Source organism: Curtobacterium sp. MCSS17_007, from assembly GCF_003234175.2.
Taxonomy (GTDB): domain Bacteria; phylum Actinomycetota; class Actinomycetes; order Actinomycetales; family Microbacteriaceae; genus Curtobacterium.
Genome location: NZ_CP126257.1, coordinates 1,344,661 through 1,367,088, shown reverse-complemented (window position 1 = coordinate 1,367,088; position 22,428 = coordinate 1,344,661). Strand labels below are relative to the sequence as shown.

Annotated in this window: 21 protein-coding genes; 3 read left to right on the top strand and 18 right to left on the bottom strand. The window is 72.3% G+C overall.

Translation table 11 applies throughout. The features are described from left to right. Positions 1-116 precede the first annotated feature (116 nt). The 12 genes from DEJ22_RS06430 to hrcA all read right to left on the bottom strand — a co-directional run bounded on the left by DEJ22_RS06430 (position 117) and on the right by hrcA (position 11,754). A complete protein-coding gene (locus tag DEJ22_RS06430) occupies positions 117-1,517 on the bottom strand; it encodes an ABC transporter permease (RefSeq protein ID WP_111225846.1) in 1,401 nt (466 codons plus the stop codon). Beyond that, positions 1,514-2,266, bottom strand: a complete 753-nt coding sequence (locus DEJ22_RS06425) for an ABC transporter ATP-binding protein (protein WP_111225845.1) — start codon at positions 2,264-2,266, stop codon at positions 1,514-1,516. Before DEJ22_RS06425 ends, DEJ22_RS06430 begins: the two co-directional genes overlap by 4 nt. Positions 2,267-2,402: 136 nt before the next feature. Continuing rightward, complete coding sequence (locus DEJ22_RS06420; RefSeq protein ID WP_111225844.1) at positions 2,403-3,092, bottom strand: response regulator; 690 nt, start codon at positions 3,090-3,092, stop codon at positions 2,403-2,405. Next, a complete protein-coding gene (locus tag DEJ22_RS06415) occupies positions 3,089-4,327 on the bottom strand; it encodes a sensor histidine kinase (protein ID WP_111226374.1) in 1,239 nt (412 codons plus the stop codon). Before DEJ22_RS06415 ends, DEJ22_RS06420 begins: the two co-directional genes overlap by 4 nt. Before the next feature lie 56 nt (positions 4,328-4,383). Further along, entirely contained in the window at positions 4,384-5,337 is a 954-nt protein-coding gene (gene era, locus DEJ22_RS06410) for a GTPase Era (RefSeq protein WP_111225843.1), read from the bottom strand. Beyond that, positions 5,334-6,656 (bottom strand): hemolysin family protein, encoded by a 1,323-nt coding sequence (locus DEJ22_RS06405; RefSeq protein ID WP_111225842.1) that lies wholly within the window; start codon positions 6,654-6,656, stop codon positions 5,334-5,336. Before DEJ22_RS06405 ends, era begins: the two co-directional genes overlap by 4 nt. A gap of 4 nt (positions 6,657-6,660) precedes the next feature. After that, positions 6,661-7,122: an rRNA maturation RNase YbeY gene (gene ybeY / locus DEJ22_RS06400; protein WP_111225841.1), complete on the bottom strand. Its 462-nt coding sequence runs from the start codon at positions 7,120-7,122 to the stop codon at positions 6,661-6,663. Beyond that, positions 7,119-8,180, bottom strand: a complete 1,062-nt coding sequence (locus DEJ22_RS06395; RefSeq protein WP_258379550.1) for a PhoH family protein — start codon at positions 8,178-8,180, stop codon at positions 7,119-7,121. Before DEJ22_RS06395 ends, ybeY begins: the two co-directional genes overlap by 4 nt. Positions 8,181-8,274: 94 nt before the next feature. Next, positions 8,275-8,631, bottom strand: coding sequence for a histidine triad nucleotide-binding protein (locus tag DEJ22_RS06390; protein ID WP_111225839.1), 357 nt, complete (start codon positions 8,629-8,631; stop codon positions 8,275-8,277). A 106-nt stretch (positions 8,632-8,737) separates the two neighbouring features. Next, on the bottom strand, positions 8,738-9,508 hold the full coding sequence (locus tag DEJ22_RS06385) for a 16S rRNA (uracil(1498)-N(3))-methyltransferase (protein WP_111225838.1): 771 nt from the start codon (positions 9,506-9,508) through the stop codon (positions 8,738-8,740). Further along, positions 9,508-10,620: a molecular chaperone DnaJ gene (gene dnaJ / locus DEJ22_RS06380; RefSeq protein ID WP_111225837.1), complete on the bottom strand. Its 1,113-nt coding sequence runs from the start codon at positions 10,618-10,620 to the stop codon at positions 9,508-9,510. Before dnaJ ends, DEJ22_RS06385 begins: the two co-directional genes overlap by 1 nt. A 111-nt stretch (positions 10,621-10,731) precedes the next feature. After that, positions 10,732-11,754 (bottom strand): heat-inducible transcriptional repressor HrcA, encoded by a 1,023-nt coding sequence (gene hrcA / locus DEJ22_RS06375; protein ID WP_111225836.1) that lies wholly within the window; start codon positions 11,752-11,754, stop codon positions 10,732-10,734. A 108-nt stretch (positions 11,755-11,862) separates the two neighbouring features. Here hrcA and DEJ22_RS06370 point away from each other — a divergent pair, with 108 nt between their 5' ends. Then, a complete protein-coding gene (locus DEJ22_RS06370; protein WP_258379503.1) occupies positions 11,863-12,306 on the top strand; it encodes a DUF4870 domain-containing protein in 444 nt (147 codons plus the stop codon). A 16-nt stretch (positions 12,307-12,322) separates the two neighbouring features. Here DEJ22_RS06370 and hemW read toward each other — a convergent pair whose 3' ends face one another. Then, a complete protein-coding gene (hemW, locus tag DEJ22_RS06365) occupies positions 12,323-13,558 on the bottom strand; it encodes a radical SAM family heme chaperone HemW (protein ID WP_111226373.1) in 1,236 nt (411 codons plus the stop codon). A 28-nt stretch (positions 13,559-13,586) separates the two neighbouring features. On the opposite strand from hemW, the gene DEJ22_RS06360 reads away from it, so the two are divergent. Further along, on the top strand, positions 13,587-14,279 hold the full coding sequence (locus tag DEJ22_RS06360) for an HAD family hydrolase (protein WP_111225834.1): 693 nt from the start codon (positions 13,587-13,589) through the stop codon (positions 14,277-14,279). A 59-nt stretch (positions 14,280-14,338) separates the two neighbouring features. On the opposite strand, the gene DEJ22_RS06355 is transcribed toward DEJ22_RS06360, so the two are convergent. The 3 genes from DEJ22_RS06355 to DEJ22_RS06345 form a co-directional block, all read right to left on the bottom strand. Further along, entirely contained in the window at positions 14,339-14,986 is a 648-nt protein-coding gene (locus DEJ22_RS06355; protein WP_111225833.1) for a DUF1990 domain-containing protein, read from the bottom strand. A gap of 91 nt (positions 14,987-15,077) precedes the next feature. Then, the gene (lepA, locus tag DEJ22_RS06350; RefSeq protein WP_111225832.1) at positions 15,078-16,925 is read right to left on the bottom strand and encodes a translation elongation factor 4; all 1,848 of its coding nucleotides are present in this window, start codon (positions 16,923-16,925) and stop codon (positions 15,078-15,080) included. Between the two features lie 230 nt (positions 16,926-17,155). Further along, the gene (locus DEJ22_RS06345) at positions 17,156-18,322 is read right to left on the bottom strand and encodes a pyridoxal phosphate-dependent aminotransferase (protein WP_111225831.1); all 1,167 of its coding nucleotides are present in this window, start codon (positions 18,320-18,322) and stop codon (positions 17,156-17,158) included. A 257-nt stretch (positions 18,323-18,579) separates the two neighbouring features. Between DEJ22_RS06345 and rpsT the strand changes: the two genes are divergently transcribed. Then, positions 18,580-18,840, top strand: a complete 261-nt coding sequence (gene rpsT / locus DEJ22_RS06340; protein WP_111225830.1) for a 30S ribosomal protein S20 — start codon at positions 18,580-18,582, stop codon at positions 18,838-18,840. A 136-nt stretch (positions 18,841-18,976) separates the two neighbouring features. Here the strand turns inward: rpsT and holA are convergent, their stop codons facing one another. Together holA and DEJ22_RS06330 are read right to left on the bottom strand one after the other, a co-directional pair. Continuing rightward, positions 18,977-19,960: a DNA polymerase III subunit delta gene (gene holA / locus DEJ22_RS06335; RefSeq protein ID WP_258379549.1), complete on the bottom strand. Its 984-nt coding sequence runs from the start codon at positions 19,958-19,960 to the stop codon at positions 18,977-18,979. Next, the gene (locus DEJ22_RS06330; RefSeq protein ID WP_111225828.1) at positions 19,860-22,427 is read right to left on the bottom strand and encodes a ComEC/Rec2 family competence protein; all 2,568 of its coding nucleotides are present in this window, start codon (positions 22,425-22,427) and stop codon (positions 19,860-19,862) included. Before DEJ22_RS06330 ends, holA begins: the two co-directional genes overlap by 101 nt. Position 22,428: the final 1 nt, after the last annotated feature.

Sequence of the window (22,428 nt, the reverse complement as noted above, 5' to 3'; positions counted from 1 at the left end):
GCCTCGTCGCGGCAGCGAAGGAGGAGGAGCGCCGAGTACATCGCTGCCACCGTAGCACTGGTACACCAGCGTCGTGCAAGCAGATGACGCTCGGCACCCCTCCTGCCGGTGCGCGGTCAGTCGACGGCGAGCGCTTCGGTCGGGGGCACCCGCATGGCGCGTCGGACGGGCGCGACGGTGGCCACGACCGCGAGCACGAGGGCCCCGGCGACCACGATGCCGACCGTCGACAACGGCAGCACGGGCGGCACGACGGTCCCGAGCGATCCGAGCATGGTCTGCCCACCGACCCAGCCGTAGATCGTCCCGAGGACCAGTCCGGTCACGACGGCCGCGACGACCATCTGCACGGCCTCGGTCACGATCATCCGACGGACCTGGGCCCCGGTCAGGCCGAGCACCCGCAGGAGTCCGAGTTCGCGTCGCCGCTGGAGCACTCCGAGAGCGAGGGCGTTGACCACGCCGACCGCGGCGATCACGGCCGAGAAGCCGACGATGACGCTGATGACGGCGTTGACCTGCACGAAGAAGTCGCGCTGCGCCTGGACCATGTCCGGGGTCATCGAGTCGCCGCCCATCGCGGCGAGCTGCGTCTCGAGCACGTGCTGCATGATGCCGAGCGCCACCGCGAAGGTGACGAGGAGCGTCACGCCGATGACGAGCCCGATCGTCGCTCGTGATGACCGGCCGGGCGCCCGCATCGCGTTCCGTCCGGCGAGCAGCACGACCGGGTCCCGCGAACCCAGCCGGCCGATGAGCTGGAGCACCGGGGGCATCACGACGGTCGCGCCGACGGCGACGCCGGCGAAGGACACGAACCCGCCGAGGGCGGCCGGCAGCACCGCCACCGGTGAGGCCGGGCTGAGCACGAGTCCGGCCAGCATCAGCAGCGTGCCCACCGCCATGAGCACGATCGACCAGGCCCGCCGGGCCCTGCCGGAGCGGACGTCGTCGTGGCTCGGTTCGACCGTCGACGAGAGCGCCTCGAGCGGGGTGACCGTGAGCACGCGGCGGGACCCGGCCGCGAAGGCGGCCCACGTCGCGAGGACGACGGCGACGAGCGGCAGGACGAGTTCCCACGGCACGAGCGTGTAGGAGGTGTCGGGCAGGAACCCGGTGCTCCGGAGCACCGCGACGAACAGCGCGGACAGTGCCGTCCCGGCGATCGTGCCGATCACACCACCGACCAGGCCGACGAGCAGACCGGTCCGGGTGATCCTCGAGCGCAGGGTGGCGCCCGTCGCCCCGATCAGCCGTTGCAGGGCGATGGTGCGCGTCTGGCCGGCGATCAGGGTCGCGCACGTGTTGGCCGTGACGATCGCGCCGACGTAGAGCGCGATGCCGAGGAACAACCAACCGAGCACGGACAGGATCGCCTTCACCGGTGTGAGGTCGTCGAGCCCGGCGGCGCCGAGGGCCTCGGCCACGATGCCGGGGGCGATGACGAGCGCCGAACCGAACGTGGTGCCGAGTGCCGCGACGAGCACGGTCGGGGCGAAGGTGCGCAGGCCGTTCACGCTGCTGCCTCCATCCCCAGCATGGTCGCCGAGATGTCGGCGGCGCTCATCGCGGACCGGTCGTCGACGATCCGGCCGTCGGCCAGGAACAGGATCCGGTCCGCGTTCGCCGCGGCGGTCGGGTCGTGTGTCACCATCACGACGCTCTGCCCCCACTCCTGCACGGCTCCGCGCAGGATCGCGAGGACGTCGCGACCGGTCCGGGAGTCGAGCGCACCGGTCGGCTCGTCGGCGACGACCACCGCGGGTCGGGACGCGAGTGCGCGGGCGATCGCGACGCGTTGCTGCTGCCCGCCGGAGAGCTGGTGCGGCCGGTGGGTGAGCCGGTCGCCGAGCCCGAGCATCTCGACCAGCCGGTCGATCCACGCGGACTCGTCGCGGGAGGGCTGGTGCCCGCCGAGCAGGAACGGCAGCCGGATGTTCTCGCGCACGTCGAGCGTCGGGACGAGGTTGAACGACTGGAAGACGAAGCCGAGACGACGACGGCGGAGCTCGGTGAGCTCGCGGTCGCCGAGCCCGGTCACCTCGACGCCGTCGATGCTGATCCGTCCGGAGCTGACGGCGTCGAGCCCCGCGGCGACGTGCATCAGCGTCGACTTGCCCGACCCCGACGGGCCCATCACGGCGGTGAACTCCCCCGCGCCGATGTCGACGCTGACGTCGTCGAGCGCGGTGACGCGGCGGGCGGCGTCGCCGTAGTGCTTGGACACGTGGTCGAGCCGGATGATCGGAGTCTGGTTGGTGGTCATGCTCCGAGCCTCGCGGCCGGGAGGCACGTCCCGCGTCCGTCGCACGACTCCTGCGGATGGTCCGCTCGGCTCGACCTGCTGTGCAGGGGTCATCCTGACGGATGACGGCGGGTGGCACCGCCGGTCGACACCGGGGTCAGTCGGCCTTGGGCACGAGCCCGTGCTCGTGCGCGAACACGACGAGCCGCACCCGGTCGCGGAGGTCGAGCTTCGTGAGCACGCGCGAGATGTGCGTCTTCACCGTCGCCTCGCTGACGTACTCGTGCTGGGCGATCTCGCTGTTGCTGTACCCGCGCGCGGCCAGGTCGAAGATCTCCCGCTCCCGCGGGGTCAGCTCGGCGAAGGCCGGCGGAACCGCCGCTGCCTGCGCGGCGCCGTCGTCGTAGCGGCGGAGCAGCTCGCGCGTGGCGGAGGCAGCGAACACGGCGGTGCCAGCGTGCACGGTCCGGACGGCTGCGAGCAGGAACTCGGGGTCGGCGTCCTTGAGCACGAAGCCGCTCGCCCCGGCCCGGATCGCCTTCGCAGCGGCCTCGTCGAAGTCGAACGTGGTGAGCACGAGGACCTTCGCCGCGTCGGCGCCGCCCTGCTCGACGATCTTGGCCGTCGCGGTGATCCCGTCCATGACGGGCATGCGGACGTCCATGAGCACGACGTCCGCGCCGGTGCGTCGCACGAGCTCGGCGCCCTCGGCCCCGTCACCCGCCTCGCCGACGAACCGGAGGTCTGGCTGGGAGTCGATGAGCATGCGGATGCCGGTGCGGAACAGCGCCTGGTCGTCGACCAGGGCCACCCGGATCGGGCTGCCGGTCGGCTGGGTCGTGGTCATCGGGTGCGCTCCTGCTCCATCTGGGTGATGCGGCCTCGGGGGAACTGGCCGCTCGCGGGGACCGCCGGCATCCGCACGGCGACCGCGAAGTCGTCACCGCGAGGCCCTGCGGTCATCGAGCCCCCGGTCATCGTGACACGCTCCCGCATGCCGATCAGTCCGTGGCCGGTACCGGGCCCGCTCGTGCCGTCGTCCGCACGCCGGTTGACGACCGTGATCTCGACGGTGTCCGGGCGGTACGTCAACGCGGCGTGCACGGGTGTGCCGGACTCGCCGTGCTTCCACGCGTTCGTCAGGCTCTCCTGCACGATCCGGTACACGGCGAGCTGCGTGGTGGTGGGCATCCCGGACGGGTCACCCTCGCGGTCCACCCGCACGTCGAGCCCGACCTCGCGCATGTCGGCGACGAGCTCCTCGAGGTCGGCCGCCTCCGGCGTCGGCGTGGTGCCCTGTTCGTGGCGCAGGGCACCGAGGAGCTCGCGGACGTCGCCGAGGGCGCTGCGGGCGGTGCTCGAGATCGTGGCGAGCGCCTGGTCGGCGACCGCAGGGTCCGCCTTGGCCGCGTACCGGGCGCCGTCGGCCTGCGCGATGACGACCGCGAGGGAGTGCGCGACGATGTCGTGCATGTCCCGCGCGATGCGAACGCGCTCCTGCTCGACCGCGACCGCTCGGTCGGCACGAGCCGCATCGCGCTCGGCGACCAGCTGTGCCTCGCGGCTCAGGCTGGCGGAGCGACGGGCGCGGCGCACGAGGCCGGCGAGCCACGGGAGCAGGAGCAGCAGCAGGACCGCCGCGAAGGACGCGAGGACGACCTGCAGCGTCTCGAGCGCCGGCGAGGACCCTGTCGCGATACCGGCGCGGCGCTGGTGGTCCTGCAGCCCGATGTACGCCGCCGCGACGACCGACCCGCCGACCGCCGAGACCAGCCCCGCGATGCGCACCCGCCGGGTGCCGTAGGCGCTCGTCGTGAAGAGGACACCGGCGAGCAGCACGTTCGCCGGGTCGGGCTGCGGCTGTCCGCTCGCCATCTCGAACACGGCGACGACCCACGACAGCGCGAGCGCCAGACCCGGTGAGAGACGCCGGATCGCGAGCGCCCCGCTCAGTCCGACGATCGTCACGAGCGCCAGCAGCGACTGGTCGGCCGAGACGCGCAGGAGCACCAGGAGCGCCCCGAGCAGCACCGCTGCGGTGATGTCGGTGACGAGCTGCGCACGCAGGAGGGGACGGAACACCACACCACGGTACGACCCGGTCGGTCGCCGCGCGTCCCTCCCGGGGATGACGCCGGTCAGAACCCGAGGCGGCCGAGCTGCTTCGGGTCGCGCTGCCACTCCTTGGCCACCTTCACCCGGATGTTCAGGTACACGTGCCGACCGCCGAGCAGCGACTCGATCTCGGCGCGCGCACGCGAGCCGACGTCCTTCAGCCGTTCGCCCCCGCGTCCGATCACGATCGCCTTCTGGCTGTCGCGCTCGACGAACAGGTTCGCGAAGATGCGCAGGGGTCCGTCCGGGTCGTCCTCGTCGTCGGGCTCGACCACGTCCTCGATCACGACGGCGAGCGAGTGCGGCAGCTCGTCACGCACGCCCTCGAGCGCCGCTTCGCGGATGAGCTCGGCGATGCGGTCCTCGTCGGTCTCCTCGGTCACGGTCTCCGCGTCGTACAGCCGCGGGGATTCGGGCAACAGCTTCGTGATCTCCCCGAGCAGGGCCTCGAGCTGCAGGCCCTTCGTGCCCGAGGTGGGCACGATCGCGTCCCAGTCGCGCAGCTGCGAGACCGCCAGGAGCTGCTCGCCGACCCGGTCCTTCGGGGTCCGGTCGATCTTCGTGACGATCGCGACCTTCCGGGCGCGCGGGTACTGGTCGAGGGTCTCGTTGATGAACCGGTCGCCGGGTCCGATCGGCTCGTTCGCGGGCACGCAGAAGCCGATCACGTCGACGTCGCCCAACGTGGACTGCACGAGGTCGTTGAGTCGCTCACCGAGCAGCGTGCGTGGCCGGTGGACCCCCGGCGTGTCCACGATGATGACCTGTCCGTCGGGGCGGTGCACGACGCCGCGGATCGCGCGGCGTGTGGTCTGCGGTTTCGAGGAGGTGATCGCGACCTTCTCGCCGACGAGCGCGTTGGTCAGGGTCGACTTGCCGACGTTCGGACGGCCGACGAAGGAGACGAAGCCGGCGCGGTACGGCTGCGCGGGGGTACCCGTTCCCTCGGGGGTCTGGTCGGTCTCGTGCTCGCTCATGCGTTGGGTGTTCCCGTCGTGCTCGGTGTCGTCTCGCCGAGGGCGTCCTCGGCGTCCTGCAGGGCGGCGCTCCGCTCGGCGAGGACGGTGATCAGGTGGCGGCGCTTGCCCTCGACGCGGTCCGCGGTCAGCTCCAGCCCGGACACGGTGACCTGCTCGCCACGGACCGGCAGGCGGCCGAGCTCCTTCGTCAGCAGGCCGCCGGCGGTGTCGACGTCGTCGTCCTCGAGCTCGATGCCGAACAGGTCGCCCAGTTCGTCGATCGGCAGCCGCGCGGAGATGCGCCACACGCCCGGTGTCACCTCGGTGCGGTCGACCACCGTCCGGTCGTACTCGTCCGAGATGTCGCCGACGAGCTCCTCGATGAGGTCCTCCATCGTCACGAGCCCGGCGACCCCGCCGTACTCGTCGACCACGAGCACCAGGTGGTTCTTCGCGACCTGCATGTGGCGCAGGGTGTCGTCGGCCGGCTTGGACTCCGGCACGAACTCGGCGGGCCGGAGGAGCGTGGTGACCGGCTCCTGTTCGCTGCCGGGCTGCTCGTAGAGGGCGCGCGAGACGTCGCGCAGGTACAGCACGCCGAGCACGTCGTCGCTGTCCTTGCCGGTGACCGGCATCCGCGAGACCCCGGCGACCAGGAAGCGCTCCATGCCCGCCGCGAGGGTCGCCTCACCGTCGACCGTGAGCATGTCGGTGCGGGGCACCATGACCTCGCGCACCAGGGTGTCGCTGAACTCGAACACCGAGTGGATGAGCTCGCGGTCGTCCTGCTCGAGCACGTTGCTCTCGGTCGCCTCGTCCACGAGCGACAGCAGCTGTTCCTCGCTGGACACGGTCGACGCGCTGCGACCGCGGCCCGGCGTGACCCGGTCGCCGATGGCGACGAGGAGCCCGGCGAGCGGCCCGAGGACGATGCGGACGGCACGGACGAGACCGCCCGTGGCGCCGATGAGCCGCTCGGCGTGGGCGCGACCGACACTGCGCGGGCTCGAGCCGACCAGCACGAAGGAGACCGCGGTCATGATCGCCGCGGCCACGACCAGCGCCACCCACCAGGTGTCGAACACCGTGACGAGGGCGATCGTGACGAGCACCGCCGCGGCGGTCTCGGCGAGCACCCGGAAGAAGTTGAGGGCGTTCACGTGCGCGCCGACGTCGTCCGCGATCGCCTCGATCGCGCGACGGCGCGCACTCCCGCGCGCGATCTCGTCGAGGTCGGCACGCGAGAGGACCGTCAGCGCGGCGTCCGATGCGGCGAGCAGCCCACCGAGGACGACCAGCACGAACGCCGCCACGAGCAGGACGGCGACGAGCACCATCACGTCACCGCCCGCGACGCTGCGCGGCGAAGGCGGAGAGGATCTCGCCCTGGAGCCCGAACATCTCGGCCTTCTCCTCGGGTTCGGCGTGGTCGAACCCGAGCAGGTGCAGGATGCCGTGGCAGGTGAGCAGCAGCATCTCGTCGGTGGTGGTGTGGCCGGCGGTCTTCGCCTGTTCGGCGGCGACCTGCGGGCACACGACGATGTCGCCGAGCAGCCCGGCGGGGGTCGGTTCGTCCTCGGTACCAGGGCGGAGCTCGTCCATCGGGAAGCTGAGGACGTCGGTCGGGCCCGGCTCGTCCATCCACCGGACGTGGAGCTGCTCCATCGCGCCCTCGTCGACCAGCACGATCGCGAGCTCCGCGTCCGCGTGGACGTGCAGCGCGTCGAGCGCGAAGGCGGCGAGCTGCTGCACGGCCTGCTCGTCGACCTCGACACCCGACTCGTTGTTGAGCTCGATGCTCACCGGTTGCCTCCTCGGGCGTCGTTCTGGGGGTACGGGGACTGCTGGCGGTCCTGCGGCGGACGACCGCGGCGCTCGGCGCGGTTCGCGCCCGCGGGGTTGCCGGCCGGCGCGGTGCCCCGGCCCCCGGGGCGGTGCCCGGCCTGCTCGGCGAGTCGTTCCTCGTCGTAGACGGTGTACGCGTCGACGATGCGTCCGACCAGCGTGTGACGGACGACGTCCTCGCTGCCGAGCCGTGCGAAGTGGATGTCCTCGACGTCGCCGAGGATCCGCGTCACGAGCCGGAGGCCGGACAGGTTGCCGGGCAGGTCGACCTGGGTGATGTCGCCCGTGACGACCATCTTCGAGCCGAAACCGAGCCGCGTCAGGAACATCTTCATCTGCTCGGGCGTGGTGTTCTGCGCCTCGTCGAGGATCACGAAGGAGTCGTTGAGCGTCCGGCCGCGCATGTACGCCAGCGGCGCGACCTCGACCGTGCCGGCCGCGAGCAGCTTCGGCACGAGCTCGGGGTCCATCATCTCGTTGAGCGCGTCGTACAGCGGGCGCAGGTACGGGTCGATCTTGTCGGTGAGCGTGCCGGGCAGGAACCCCAGACGCTCGCCCGCCTCGACCGCCGGACGCGTGAGGATGATCCGGGTGACCTCGCGACGCTGCAGCGCCTGGACCGCCTTGGCCATCGCCAGGTAGGTCTTGCCGGTACCGGCGGGGCCGATGCCGAAGGTGATGGTGTGCTGGTCGATGGCGTCGACGTACGCGCGCTGCCCGTCGGTCTTCGGGCGCACGGACTTGCCGCGGCTCGACACGATCGGGGTGCCGAACGTGTCCGACGGCCGGCGGTCCTCGTCGAGGATCCGCGCCGAGGTCGGGATGTCCGCCTGGCCGATGTCCTGCCCGCGCTTCACCATGCCGACGAGCTCGTCGACGAGTGCGTGTGCCCTGGCGACGTCGCGCTCCGCACCGGTCAGGGACACCTCGTTGCCGCGGACGAGCACCCGGACGGTCGGGTACTGGCGTTCGACCGTCTTGAGCAGGCGGTCCTGCGGGCCCAGGAGCTGGACCATCGCGATGCCGTCGACCTGGATGTCGACCGTGACGTCCGTCGGGTCGGACACGGGTCGGGCGGTCGGACGGACGGGTTCGGAGTGGACTGGTTCGTCAGCCGGCAAGGAGATTCCCTTCGTGCAGTTCACCTGCGAGGACGTGCGCGTGCACGTGGAACACGGTCTGACCGGCGGCTTCGCCGGTGTTGAAGACGAGACGGAACTGGCCGTCGGCCCGCTCGTCGGCGATGCGACGGGCGGTGGCGACCACGTGGGCGAGCAGGTCGGGGTCGCCCGCTGCGAGCTCGGTGACGTCCCGGTACTGCTCGGTCTTGGGGATCACGAGCACGTGCACCGGCGCCTTGGGCGCGATGTCCTCGATGGCGATCACCCGGTCGTCCTCGGCGACGACCGTCGCGGGGATCTCACGGGCGATGATCTTCGAGAAGACGCTCGGCTCGCTGCTGCTCATGCGTCCATCGTAGGACCCGGGACCGACGCGGGACCGGTGTGGTCCGCCCGCAGCGGAACCGCACCGCGCACCGTGTCCACCAGCGCCGCGGTCACGCCTCCCGGCACTACCAGCGGCCCAGGCGGGTCTGCAGGACCGCCAGCGCCGCGGGACCAGCGGTCGAGGTGCGGAGCACGGTGTCCCCGAGCCGTACCCGGACGGCACCGGCCGCCTCGAGCCGGTCGAACTCCGAGCCGTCGATGCCGCCCTCGGGCCCGACCACCAGGACGATCTCCTCGACGTCTGCCGGCGGTTCCCAGGCGGAGAGCCGCACCGGTCCGACCGGGTCCAGCACGACCAGCGCGCGCCGCGCCTCCCGGTCGACTGCCGTACCCCCGGTGCCGGCACCGGCGGCGAGCTGCGCCGTCGTCACCGGCGCCTGCACGGACGGCACGCGCGAGCGGACGGCCTGCTTCGCCGCCTCCTGCGCGATCGCGGCCCACCGAGCGCGACCCTTCTCGACCTTCGCGCCGTCCCACCGCGAGACGCTCCGCGCGGCCGACCACGGGACGATGCGGTCGACCCCGATCTCGGTGGCCGCCTGCACCGCCATCTCGTCACGACCACCCTTCGCGAGGGCCTGCACGAGCACGAGCGCGGGACGCGGCTCCGCCTCGACGGCGACGTCGTCGACCGTCAGGGTCAGCGTGTCCTTGCCGGTCGACGCGACCGGGCCGGAGACGACCGTGCCCCGACCGTCGGAGAGGCGCAGCGTCTCGCCGACGCGGACCCGCGCCACCGACACGGCGTGGCGGCCCTCCGCGCCGTCGAGCGAGACCGCGTCACCGGTCCCGACGCCGTCGAGGGCGCCGGGGCCGACGAGGTACAGCGATGCCATCAGAAGTTGAAGAACCGGTCGCGGAGCTTGCCGAACATGCCCTGCTGGAAGCGTGCGAGCTGCGGCCCGCCCGCCTTGTGCGACTTGGCGAGCTGCTCGACGAGCTGGCGCTCCTTGTGCGAGAGCTTCGTCGGGGTCACGACCTGCACCCCGACCCGGAGGTCGCCGCGGCCGTTGCCGCGGAGCTTCGTGACGCCGCGGTCCTTGATGACCAGGACGTCGGCGCTCTGCACACCCGGTCGGATCTCGAGCTCGACCGGACCGTCGAGGCCGTCGATCGTCGTCTGGGTACCGAGGATCGCGTCGGTCATCTGGACCTCGAGCGTCGCGAGCAGGTCGTCGCCGTCGCGGCTGAAGACGTCGTGGTGCCGCACCTTCACCTCGAGGTACAGGTCACCGGAGGGACCGCCGGCCGGGCCGACCTCGCCCTGGCCCGGCATCTGCAGGCGGAGGCCGGTCTCGACGCCCGCGGGGACGTCGACGGGGATCGTCCGCCGGGCGCGGACGCGACCCTGCCCCTGGCAGGTCGGGCACGGGTTCGGGATGACGGTGCCGTAGCCGCGGCACGTGCCGCAAGGGGCGCTGGTGACGACGTTGCCGAGCAGCGAGCGGACCTGGCGCTGGATGTGGCCGGAGCCGCCGCAGATGTCGCAGGTGCGCGGGCTCGTGCCGGGTGCGCAGCAGGACCCGTTGCAGGTCTCGCAGACGACGGCGGTGTCGACCTCGACGTCCTTGTGGGTGCCGAAGACGACCTCGTCCAGGTCGACCTCGATGCGGAGCAGGGCGTCCTGCCCACGCTCGGCTCGGCTCCGCGGACCGTTGCCGCGTCCGCCGCCACCACCGCCACCGAAGAAGGCGTCGAAGATGTCACTGAAGCCGCCCGCACCGCCGCCGAAGGGACTGTCGGCCTGCGGTCCGGCGTCGTACCGGCGCCGCTGCTCCGGGTCGCTCAGCACGTCGTACGCGTGCGTGACGTCCTTGAAGCGCTCGGCTGCGTCGGGGCTCGGGTTGACGTCCGGGTGCAGCTCGCGCGCCAGGCGTCGGTAGGCCTTCTTGATGTCGGCATCGGAGGCGTCCGGCTGGACGCCGAGGACGTCGTAGTGGTCTGCCACGTATCCCTCAGTCGGTTTCGGTTCGGTCGGTGGATCGCGGCGGTCGCCGCGGGTCGGTCTGGAGGCACGGACCACGTCCGCGGTGCCGCTCGCGCCGGGCGTGCGGCCCGGTCAATGTTCACCCAGCAGCTTGGACAGGTACCGAGCGACGGCCCGCACGGCGGCCATGTTCGTGCCGTAGTCCATGCGGGTCGGGCCGAGGACGCCCAGACGGGCGACCGCTCCCCCGCCGGCGAGGTACCCGCCGGCGACGATGCTCGTCGCGTCGAGACCGTACTCGGCGTTCTCCACGCCGATGCTCGCGGCGACGGCCACGTCGTCGACCTGCATCTCGCCGAACAACCGGAGCAGGGTCACCTGTTCCTCGATCGCCTCGAGCACGGGGAACAGACCGCCGGAGAAGTCCCGCTCACTCTTCGCCAGGTTCGCCGCGCCGGCCATCACCAGACGGTCCTGTCGGTTGGCGGCGACCTGCTCGATGAGCGTCGCGACGACGACGCCGCCGAGCGTCTGCGCGTCAGGACGCAGCTGCTGCGGCACCGCGCGGAGGGCCCGCGGGACGTCCTGCAGCAGGAGCCCGACGCTCGCACCGTTCACGACGGCGCGCAGCTCCGTGAGCGCGTCCTCTCCCAGGGGGACGTCCGTCTCGACGACCCGCTGCTCGACGCGGGCGGTGTCGGTGATGAGGACGACCATGAGCCGGGTGTCACCGAGCCGGACCAGCTCGACGTGCTGCACGCGGGCGCGCACCATCGACGGGTACTGCACGAGCGCGACCTGGTTCGTGAGCTGGCTGAGCAGGCGGACCGTGCGCCCGAGGACCTCGTCGAGGTCGTTCGGCGCCCCGAGGAAGGTCTCGATCGCGTGCCGCTGCGCGCTCGACAGCGGCCGGGCGGCGGCGAGGTGGTCGACGAAGACGCGGTACCCCTTGTCCGTCGGCACCCGACCGGAGGACGTGTGCGGTGCCGCGATGAGCTGCTCGTCCTCGAGCTGCGCCATGTCGTTGCGGATCGTCGCAGCGCTCACCCCGAAAGCGTGGCGCTCAACGATGGTCTTCGAGCCGACGGGCTCGCGTGAGGCGACGTAGTCCCGCACGATCGCCTTGAGGACCTCGAGGGAGCGTTCGCTGACCATCCGGACCCCTTCCGTTCGATGCTGGCACTCGGACGTGTCGACTGCTGATCCTACGCCCGACCACCGACCGTCCGGCACCGGAGCGGCCCCTCCCGGTACGCTCACCGCATGAGCTACGGACAGCAACAAGGCGGCCCGCAGGACGGCCCCTACGGCCAGCAGCCGGGAGGACCCCGGAACCCGCAGGGACCGCAGTACCCGGCCGGTTACACGCCGCCCCAGCCGATGTCCCCGGAGGACCAACGTCTCTGGGCCACGCTGACCCACATCGGCGGCATCTTCTTCAGCCTCGTCGTGCCGGTCATCGCCTACCTGGTGCTGCGCGACCGCGGGCAGTTCGTCAAGGAGCACACCCGCCAGGCACTGAACTTCCACATCACGATGGCGATCGCCTACCTGGTGGCGGGCCTGCTCACCATCGTCCTGATCGGGTTCGTGCTGCTCCCGATCATCGGGGTGCTCGTGATCGTGTTCGCGATCATCGCGGCGATCGCGGCGAACCGCGGCGACTTCTACCGCTACCCGCTCACGATCGAGTTCATCAAGCAGTAGGCCGCTCGGGCGGAGGTCAGTCGAGCAGCTCGCGGACGACCGCGTCCGCGAGCAGCCGGCCCTGCAGCGTCAGCTCGATCCGCCCCCGCACCGCGGCCGATCCGTCCACGAGCCCTCGGGCGATGAGACCGGCGACACGGCCACGGGCCTCCTTGCCGAGTTCCGCGGTGGCGAGCTCGCCGCGGACCCGCGCCGCGAGGAGCACGCGCTCGACGTACCGCGTGTCCGCGTCCAGGGTCTCGCGCCCGGCGGCCGGCGAATCCCCCGACAGCACCCGGTTCGCGTACGCGGCCGGGTGCTTGACGTTCCACCAGCGGGTGCCGGCGACCGCCGAGTGCGCGCCCGGGCCGACGCCCCACCAGTCGTGGCCCTTCCAGTAGGACAGGTTGTGCCGGCTCGCGTGGGTCGCGGGGCCGTCCGCCCCGTCGGTGCGAGCCCAGTTCGACACCTCGTACCAGGAGTACCCGGCGTCGGCGAGGGTCCGGTCGGCGAGCTCGTACATGTCCGCGGCCAGGTCGTCGTCCGGGGCCGGCAGCTCACCGCGCGCGACCATCCGACCCATCGCCGTGCCCTCCTCGACGATGAGCGAGTACGCGGAGACGTGGTCCGGTGCACAGGCCAGTGCGGCGTCGAGCGAGGTGCGCCAGTCGGCGAGCGACTCCCCCGGGGTCGAGTAGATGAGGTCCAGGCTGACGTCGAGACCCTGCTGCTTCGCCAGGTCGACCACCAACGGCACGCGCTCGGGGTCGTGCGTCCGGTCGAGGGTGGCGAGGACGTGCGGCACCGCCGACTGCATCCCGTAGCTCATGCGCGTGAAGCCGCCGCGCTGCAGGGTCGCGATCGACTCGGCGTCGACGGAGTCCGGGTTGGCCTCGGTCGTGACCTCGGCCCCGGGGACGATCCCCCAGGTGTCGTCGATCGCGCGGAGGATCATCACGAGGTCGTCGGCCGGCAGCATGGTCGGCGTGCCCCCGCCGAAGAACACCGTCGAGACGGGACGGCGCGGGACCCCTGAGCGCTCGAGCACCTCCGCCGCCCAGCGGATCTCCTGCACGGCGTGCCCGGCGTAGTCGTCGCGCCGCACGCCACGCAGCTCCGACGCCGTGTACGTGTTGAAGTCGCAGTAGCCGCAGCGCACCCGGCAGAAGGGCACGTGCACGTAGACCCCGAAGGGGACGTCGCCGGCGCCGGGACCGGGGGTGAGGAGGCCGTCCGCGGGTGCGGGGTCGGCGAGCGGGAGAGCACTCGGCATGGACTCCATTGTCGGCCATGATGGAGGCATGGAGCACCACACCGTCCCCACCACGGTGCTGTGGGACATCGACGGCACCCTCGTGTTGAACGCCGCGTCGCCGGGCAACCTCTACCACCTGGCGCTCGAGCGCGCCGTCGGCCGTGACCTCGTGCTGATGGTCGGGCACCAGCACGGCCGCACCGACGCCGGGCTCATCGCCGAGCACGTTCGCGCGCACGACCTCGACGACGCCCTCATCCCCACCGTGAGCCGTCACCTGCGCGACCTGACCGACGAGCGGTACGGCCGCGGTGAGCGCCGCTCCCCCGCACCGGGCGCGATCGCGCTGGTGCGCCGGTTCGCCGAGCTCGGGTGGCGGAACGGCCTGCTCACCGGGAACTCGGCGCACCGGGCACGGGTCAAGCTCGCCGGAGCCGGGTTCGACGTCGACGCCTTCGACTGGGAGCACTCGTACTTCGGTGACGAGGAGGTCGAGCGCACCGGGGTCACGTCGCGGGCCGCTGCGGCACTGGCCGGCACCCGCGCCGTCATCGTCGGGGACACTCCGCGGGACGGCGAGGCGGCCGACGCCGTGGGCATCCCGTTCGCGGCCGTCGCGACCGGGGTCTACGACGTCGACGCGCTGCGCGGCACGAGCGCGGTGTGCGTCGCGCGGGACTGTCTCCAGGACGCCGGTGTGCTCGAGGAGACGATCGCCGCACTGCAGCCCCTGCGCTGAGCGCTGCGGCTCCGGCGTCCGGCCGCGTTCTTCCGGGACCTCGCTGCGGCCGTGCCCGGTCAGTCGCCGCGGAGCGCCGCCAGGTACTTGGCCGCCATCACGCGCTGCTGCCGCCGCAGGAGCGGTGCCACGAGCGCCCACTTGCGAGACGCTGGCTGCGAGAACTGCCGGACCTGCAACCAGACCGATCCGTCGCTCGTCCGCTCGACCACGAACGACTCCTCGCCCGAGAGCGGGTGCCCCTCGAGCGTGCCGTAGGCGAAGCCCTTGCGGTCGGCCTCGTCGATGATCGACACGACGCGGACCGGCGCGTGGACCGTCTGCCCGAAGGCGTGCATCTCGAGCGTCGCCGTCGTGCCCGCCGTCAGCAACGGCGTACCGTCGGCGGCGAACTTCTCGACACGGGGCGTGCCGATCGAGGCGGGCGCGACCGGGACGCCGTGCTCGTCGAACGTCACCGGGTTGTAGCGGACCTCGTCGTCGTCGGGCTGGTCCTCGACGTGCACGCGGACACCGCTGCGCTCCTGGATCTGCCACGTCAGGGCCTGCGTGACCGCGGTCTCGAAGCGCGCGTCGCCGTGACCGATCCGTGCCCGGGACTCCGCCGGGGTGAAGCCCTCCGGCGGGTACGTCATGAGGTCCGCCGCCTGCGTGGCACCGACGGCGCCGTAGGTCAGGGCGGTCCGGTAGCTGCCGCGGGAACTCATGCCGCCCATCGTACCGGCGACACCGACCGCGCCGTGCCGAGCGCCGATCGCGGACGAGCGGCGACGCCCCGCACGGGGCGGGGCGTTGCTGCTACTTCTTCTTCTCCTCGACGTCCCCCGAGAGGGCGGCGATGAAGGCTTCCTGCGGGACCTCGACCCGGCCGACCATCTTCATGCGCTTCTTGCCCTCCTTCTGCTTCTCGAGGAGCTTGCGCTTGCGGGTGATGTCACCGCCGTAGCACTTCGCCAGGACGTCCTTGCGCATGGCGCGGATGCTCTCGCGCGCGATGATGCGTGCACCGATGGCGGCCTGGATCGGTACCTCGAACTGCTGGCGCGGGATGAGCTTGCGCAGCCGCTCGGTCATGAGCGTGCCGTACGCGTAGGCCTTGTCGCGGTGCACGATCGCGCTGAACGCGTCGACCTGCTCGCCCTGCAGCAGGATGTCGACCTTGACGAGGTCCGCCGCCTGGTCGCCGGTGGGCTCGTAGTCGAGCGACGCGTAGCCCTGCGTCTTGCTCTTCAGCTGGTCGAAGAAGTCGAAGACGATCTCGCCGAGCGGCATCTCGTAGCGGATCTCGACGCGGTCCTCGCCCAGGTACTCCATGCCGAGCAGGGAGCCGCGACGCGACTGGCAGAGCTCCATGATCGCGCCGACGTAGTCCTTCGGCGCGAGGATGGCCGCGCGGACCATCGGCTCACGGACCTCGACGATGCGACCGCCGGGGAACTCGGACGGGTTGGTGACCTCGGTGACCGAGTTGTCCTCGTTCGTGACCTCGTAGACGACGCTGGGCGCCGTCGTGATGAGGTCGAGGCCGAACTCGCGCGAGAGCCGCTCGGTGATGATCTCGAGGTGCAGCAGGCCGAGGAAGCCACAGCGGAAGCCGAAGCCGAGCGCGACGGAGGTCTCGGGCTCGTAGACCAGGGCCGCGTCGGACAGCTTGAGCTTGTCGAGCGCCTCGCGCAGGTCCGGGTAGTCCGAACCGTCGATCGGGTACAGCCCGGAGAAGACCATCGGCTTCGGGTCGGTGTAGCCCGGCAGCGCCTCGGTCGCGGGGCGCTGCGCGCTCGTGACGGTGTCGCCGACCTTGGACTGCCGCACGTCCTTCACGCCGGTGATCAGGTAGCCGACCTCGCCGACGGAGAGCCCCTTCGTCGGCTTCGGCTCGGGGCTGGAGACGCCGATCTCGAGGATCTCGTGCGTGGTGCGCGTCGACATCATCTGGATCTTCTCGCGCGGCTTGATCGTGCCGTCGATCATGCGCACGTAGGTGACCACACCGCGGTAGCTGTCGTACACGGAGTCGAAGATCATCGCGCGGGGCTCGGCGTCCACGGTGCCGACCGGGGCGGGGACCGTACCGACGACCCGGTCGAGCAGCTCGGGGACGCCGACCCCGGTCTTGCCGGACACCCGGAGCACGTCCTCCGGCTTGCCGCCGATCAGCTGCGCGAGCTCGGCCGCGTACTTGTCCGGGTCGGCCGCCGGCAGGTCGATCTTGTTGAGGACCGGGATGATCTCGAGGTCGTTCTCGAGTGCCAGGTACAGGTTGGCGAGCGTCTGGGCCTCGATGCCCTGTGCCGCGTCGACGAGCAGGATCGCGCCCTCGCACGCCGCGAGGGACCGCGACACCTCGTACGAGAAGTCCACGTGACCGGGGGTGTCGATCATGTTCAGCGCGAAGGTCTTCCCGTCGAGCTCCCACGGCATGCGGACGGCCTGCGACTTGATCGTGATGCCGCGCTCGCGCTCGATGTCCATGCGGTCGAGGTACTGCGCGCGCATCGCCCGCTCCTCGACGATGCCGGTGATCTGCAGCATGCGGTCGGCCAGCGTGGACTTGCCGTGGTCGATGTGCGCGATGATGCAGAAGTTGCGGATCGCCTCGGCCGGGGTCGCGGCGGGCTCGAGCGGCGCGGATGCTTGTGGGCTCACGGTTCCTCAGGGGTCGGGACGGTCGAACGATTGTCCCACGCCCGGGCGTCGGCGGCGCGCACCGCGCGCCGACCTGTGGAGACGGTACGGTCGCGCACCTCGCGTGCAGGACGGACGGGGGGCGCGAGTCGGGCCGGCACCGTGCCTCCGGTCCGGGCCGGTCCGGTCCGGTCCGGGCCTCCGGGCCGCGGGTGACACGTCGGCCCCGCCGCCGGCGCAGGCCGCGTCCGTCAGACGGACGCAGCGACGGGCGCCGGCAGCGCGCCGAGGCCACGGCGGAGGTCCTCCGGTGTGGCCGCGAGGCAGACGCGGATCCAGCCCTCGCCGGACCGACCGAACGCGCTGCCCGGCGCGACCGCAACGTGCTCGCGGTGCAGGAGGGCGAGGGCCCACTCGGCGACGTCACCGCCGGTCGCGTGGGAGACGTCCACCCACAGGTAGAAGGCACCACGCGGGTCGAGGTACCGGATGCCGGCGGCGTCGAGGACCTCCTTCGCCACGGCGAGGTTCACGCGGTAGTGCTCCCGGGCGTCCTGCACCGCCTGGTGGTCCCCGACGACCGCCGCGAGGGCGGCCCACTGGTCCGGCTCCGCGACGCAGCTGATCATCGCCTCCTGGACCGTGCGCATCGTCGGGCCGAGGCCCTTCGGCGTCACGAGGTACCCGACCCGGACCCCGGTCATGGCGTAGGTCTTGCTCAGTGAGAAGGCGGTGAAGACGCGGTCGTCCTCGTCGAGCGAGGCGATGCTGACGTGGCGGCTGCCGTGCGTGAAGTACTCGTAGACCTCGTCGCTGATGATCCAGAGGTCGTGCCGCTTCGCGAGGGCGAGCAGGGCGCGGAGGGTGTCCTCCCCGAAGACGGAGCCCAGCGGGTTCGAGGGCGAGTTCACGACGATCGCGCGGGTGCGCTCCGTGATGCTCGCCTCGACCGCCTCGAGGTCGGGCTCGAAGTCGTGCTGCGGCTCGAGCCGGTACGGCACCGGGGTCGCGCCGATGATGTGCGCGTTCATCGTGAAGGTCGTGTAGCCGGGGTCCGGCACGAGGACCTCGTCGCCGGGGCTCAGCACGAGCGTCATCGCCTGGAAGAGCGCCTGCGTCGCACCCACCGTCACCCAGACCTGCTCGAGGTCGACGTCGATGCGGTTCTCACGGCGGAGCTTGTCGCGGAGCGCCGTGCGGAGCGGGGCGATCCCGCCGTTGGGCGTGTAGTCGGTCCGGTCCTCGGTCCAGGCCCGGCGCGCGGCTTCCCCGATGTGCGGAGCGACGGGCACGTCGGGCTCACCGATCACGAGCATCGCGACGTCGGTGCCGTCCGACTGCAGCAGGGCTGCCTGCTCGTACACGCGGCGTATGCCGGAGGTGGGGACGGTGTCGATGCGCGGGGCGAGGGAGGGCACGTCGTCACGGTAGCCGCTCCGTGTTGCGGGGCGGTTTCGGGGCGCCCGGGCGCCGCGGTGCGTCCGGCGGTCACCGTGCACCGGCTGTCACGGTGCGGCGCCACGGCGTTGCGCTGCGTTGTCGGTGCGGGCTCGTGCTGGTAGAGTCGGTGGCTGGCTTCCGCGTTCCCCGCCCACGGGTGGAACGCGATGCGACCGAGGGCCCCTCTACCCAGAGGTCGCGACCACCCGTAGCAGACGAACAAGGAGCAACACGCATGGCGAACATCAAGTCGCAGATGAAGCGCATCAAGACGAACCTCAAGGCCCAGGAGCGCAACAAGGCCTACCGCTCGGAGCTCAAGACGGTCATCCGTCACACGAACGAGGCCGTTGCCACCGGCGACAAGGACAAGGCCACCGCGGCCCTCGCCCTCGCGTCGAAGAAGCTCGACAAGGCCGTCAGCAAGGGCGTCATCCACAAGAACCAGGCGGCGAACCGCAAGTCGGCCATCGCCAAGAAGGTCTCCGCGCTCTGAGCGTCTGACACCTCCACGAGAGCCCCGCACCGCTGGTGCGGGGCTCTCGTCGTTCCGGGGCGCACAGCCGGAGCACGCGCGTACGGCATCGACCCGCGCGGCGCTCGCGTCGAACCGCCGGGAGGCGCGACCCGCCTCAGCGGTCCTCTCCGCGTCGGGCGATGGTGCGGACCATCACCTCGAGTGCGTAGTGCGCGTCGCGCGAGCCGCCCTTCACCGCGGTGTCCGCTGCGGCGATGCTCGTGATCGCGTTCGCCAGCCCCGCCTCGGTCCACCCCGCGACGTCGCGCTGCGCCCGTTGCACCTGCCAGGGCGCCATGCCGAGTGCGGACGCCGCCTGACCGCTGGGGCCGCGGAAGGCGCTGACCTTCGCCATCGTGCGGATCTTGCTCGCGAAGGCGGCGACGATCGGCACCGGGGCCTCGCCCGTCGCCAGTGCGTGCCGCAGTTCGACGATCGCCGGCGCCGACCGTCCCGCGAGGGCGATGTCGGCGACCTTGAACGCGTTCGTCTCCACGCGACCGCCGTAGTACTTGTCGACGACGCGGTCGGTGATCTCCTCGGCCTCGTCCGCGAGCAGCTGCCGGCACGCCGCTGCGAGCTCGGCCAGGTCGTCCGAGAACGCCGCGACCAGGGTGCGGACCGCGGACGGTGCGATCTTCCGACGGGCCGCGCGGAACTCCGCGTTCACGAAGTCGATCTTGTCGGTGTCGCGCTTCAGCTCGTCGCACTGCACCTCGACCCCGCCGCCGACCCCGCTGCGGATCGTGTCGAGGAGCTTCTTTCCCCGCATGCCGCCGCCGTGCCGCAGCACGAGCGTGACGTCGTCCGCCGGCGCCTGCAGGTACGAGATGGTCTCGGTGATGAAGGCGTCGGTGCACTTCTCGACGTTCGTCACCCGGACGAGGCGCGGCTCGCCGAAGAGCGACGGGCTCGCGAGCGTCGCGAGGAGCCCGGGTGCGTACTGGTCCGCCTCGAGGTCGTGGACCTCGAGCGCGGGGTCCTCGCCCACGAGCAGGTCACGGAGGACGCTGCTGGCGCGCTCCGCGAGGAACTGCTCCGGACCGGTGACGAGCACGACGGGTGCGGGACGGACGCCGGACCAGGGGACCTGGTCGATCTTGGCGGCGGCGCGCGTGGACTTCTTGGCGGGCATGCGTTCCTTCCGTCGGCACCGGGTCGAGCGGGTCCGGGCCTGCACCGATCCTACGGGCCGCCGCCGACGGTCCCGTCGGTGACGGTGCACCCGACGACGGAGCCGCCGAGGACGCATCCGGCGACGTGCGCTCGGTCCACACGTGCACCGCACCCTGGGGTCCCCGGGAGACGACGATCGTGCCCTGCATGTCCGTCCGGAACGCCGTCGTGCCGGCGGCCCGCAGCATCGCGAGCGCCGACGCCGTCGGGTGCCCGTAGGTGTTGTCGGCGCCGACCCCGATCAACCCGACGGGCGCCGCGAGCTGTCGGTAGAGCGCCGGGTCCTGGTCGGCGGAGCCGTGGTGCGCGACCTTGACGACGTCCGGGTGCGACTCGACGAGCGGGCGCAAGCGGCGCTGTGCACGCGCTCCGAGGTCACCCAGGAACACGCCCGTCACGCACGTGCCGCACGAGGGGCCGGCCGCGGTCTCGAGGACCACGCTGGCGTCGTTGCCCGCGTCCGACGCCTCGGCGCGCGGCCAGACCACCCGCCAGCGCAGCATGCCCAGCGTGCCGGAGGTCCCGTCGTCGGCGGCCCGCACCTCGACGCCCGCCCGTTCGAGGCTCGCGACCACCCGGTCGTCCTCGGCACGGCCGACGGGTCCGACGAGCGCTCGGGCGGTGCGGTCGACCACCGCGCCCACGGCGCCGACGTGGTCGCGATCGAAGTGCGTGAGCACGAGCAGGTCGATCCGGTCCACGTCGAGCAGGTCGAGGCAGCGCAGGAGCAGTTCCTCGTCGTCCCCGGTGTCGACTAGCGCGACCGGACCGGAGCCGTCGCGGACGAGGACCGCGTCGCCCTGCCCGACGTCGCACGCGGCGACGGACCAGTCGGTCGGGACCGTGCCGCGGACGACCATCCGCGGGACGGCGACGGCGCCGAGTCCCAGCACCAGGACGGCGCCCGAGACCACGAGCCACCGCACGCGGAGGCGCTCCGGCGCGAGCACGGCCCCACCCAGCGCGCCGCTGACCACGGTGGCCGCCGCAGCGCCACCCGCACCGGCGGGCCAGCCCAGCGACGCCCCGGGCAGGGCTGCCGCTCCGTGTGCAACGGCACCGATCGCCGCCGCGGGTGCCCAGGCGACCTGGGCCACCACCGCGGCTCCCCACGGCCAGACGGGGGCGAGCAGGCACGCGGCGAGCCCGGTGACGGTGACCACCGGAGCGAGCGGTTCGGTCAGCAGGTTCGCCGGGACCGCGTAGGTGGGCACCGTCGGCGCCAGGACGACCGTGACCGGCCAGCACGCGAGCTGCGCGGCGACCGGCAGCGCCACGGCCGCCGCGACCGGCTTCCACAGACGCCGTCCGAGCACCTCGGTGAGCCTCGGCGCCAGGCCGAGGATGCCGGCCGTCGCGAGCACCGACAGCGCGAACGCGGGGGTCCGCGCGTACCAGGGGTCGGCGACGAGCATGCCGAGCACCGTGAGCGCCAGGAGCGGCACACCGCGCAGCGGCCGCCCGGAGAGCCGGACGAGCAGGACGACGACCGCCATGACGGCCGCGCGGAGGATCGAGGGGTCCGGCCGCACGAGCACCACGAAGGCGACGAGGAAGCCGACGGCCCCGACCGCGCGGAGCGACCTGGGCAGGCCGATCCCCCGCCCCACCGCCACCACGAGTGCGACGACGACCGCGCAGTTCGAGCCGGACACCGCGGTCAGGTGGGTCAGCGCGGTCGTCTCCATCGCTGCCGCGGTCGCCGGGTCGAGCCCGCTGCGGTCCCCGATCGCGAGCCCGCGGAGGAGTGCTCCGCCCGGTTCCGGCAGGCCGTCGGTCGCCGCGACGAACGCCTGCCGGGCCCGGTCGGTCGCTGCGAGCAGCCCGCCCGGCGGACGGGTCGTCGGGGTGCCACGGAGGAACACCACGGCGGCGGTCGGTGCGCCGTCGTCGTCCGCTTCGACCGTCCCGCGACCGACGATGACCGTCCCCGCCGCGGCGGCCCACGGGGTCGTGCCGGACGCGGCGGGCACGAGCCGCACGGGCACCCGGAGACCCCCGGTGTCGTCCAGCCTGCGGAGGGTGCCCGTGGTGGACCGGTCGGTGGTGGCGAGGTCGCGGGTGAGCACGACCTCGACGGTCGCCGTCCGACGGTCCCGGTCCTCGAGCACCTCGGGCGACCGGGACGGGGCACGCACGCCCACCGCGACCGCCACCAGCGCGCAGCAGGCCGCGGCGACCGCCATCGCGCCGAGCACCGCGGACAACACCGCCGGCGCACGTCGCTGCCCCACCACGAGCACGAGGACGGCGACCAGACCGGTGGCAGTGGCGCCCGCGGCGCACCACCACGCGGTGTCGGGCACCCCGACGAGCAGGACGGCCTGGATCCACGTGACGGCGACGGGCACGGCCAGTCGCAGGTCGGACGTCCCGGTTCGGAGCTCCACG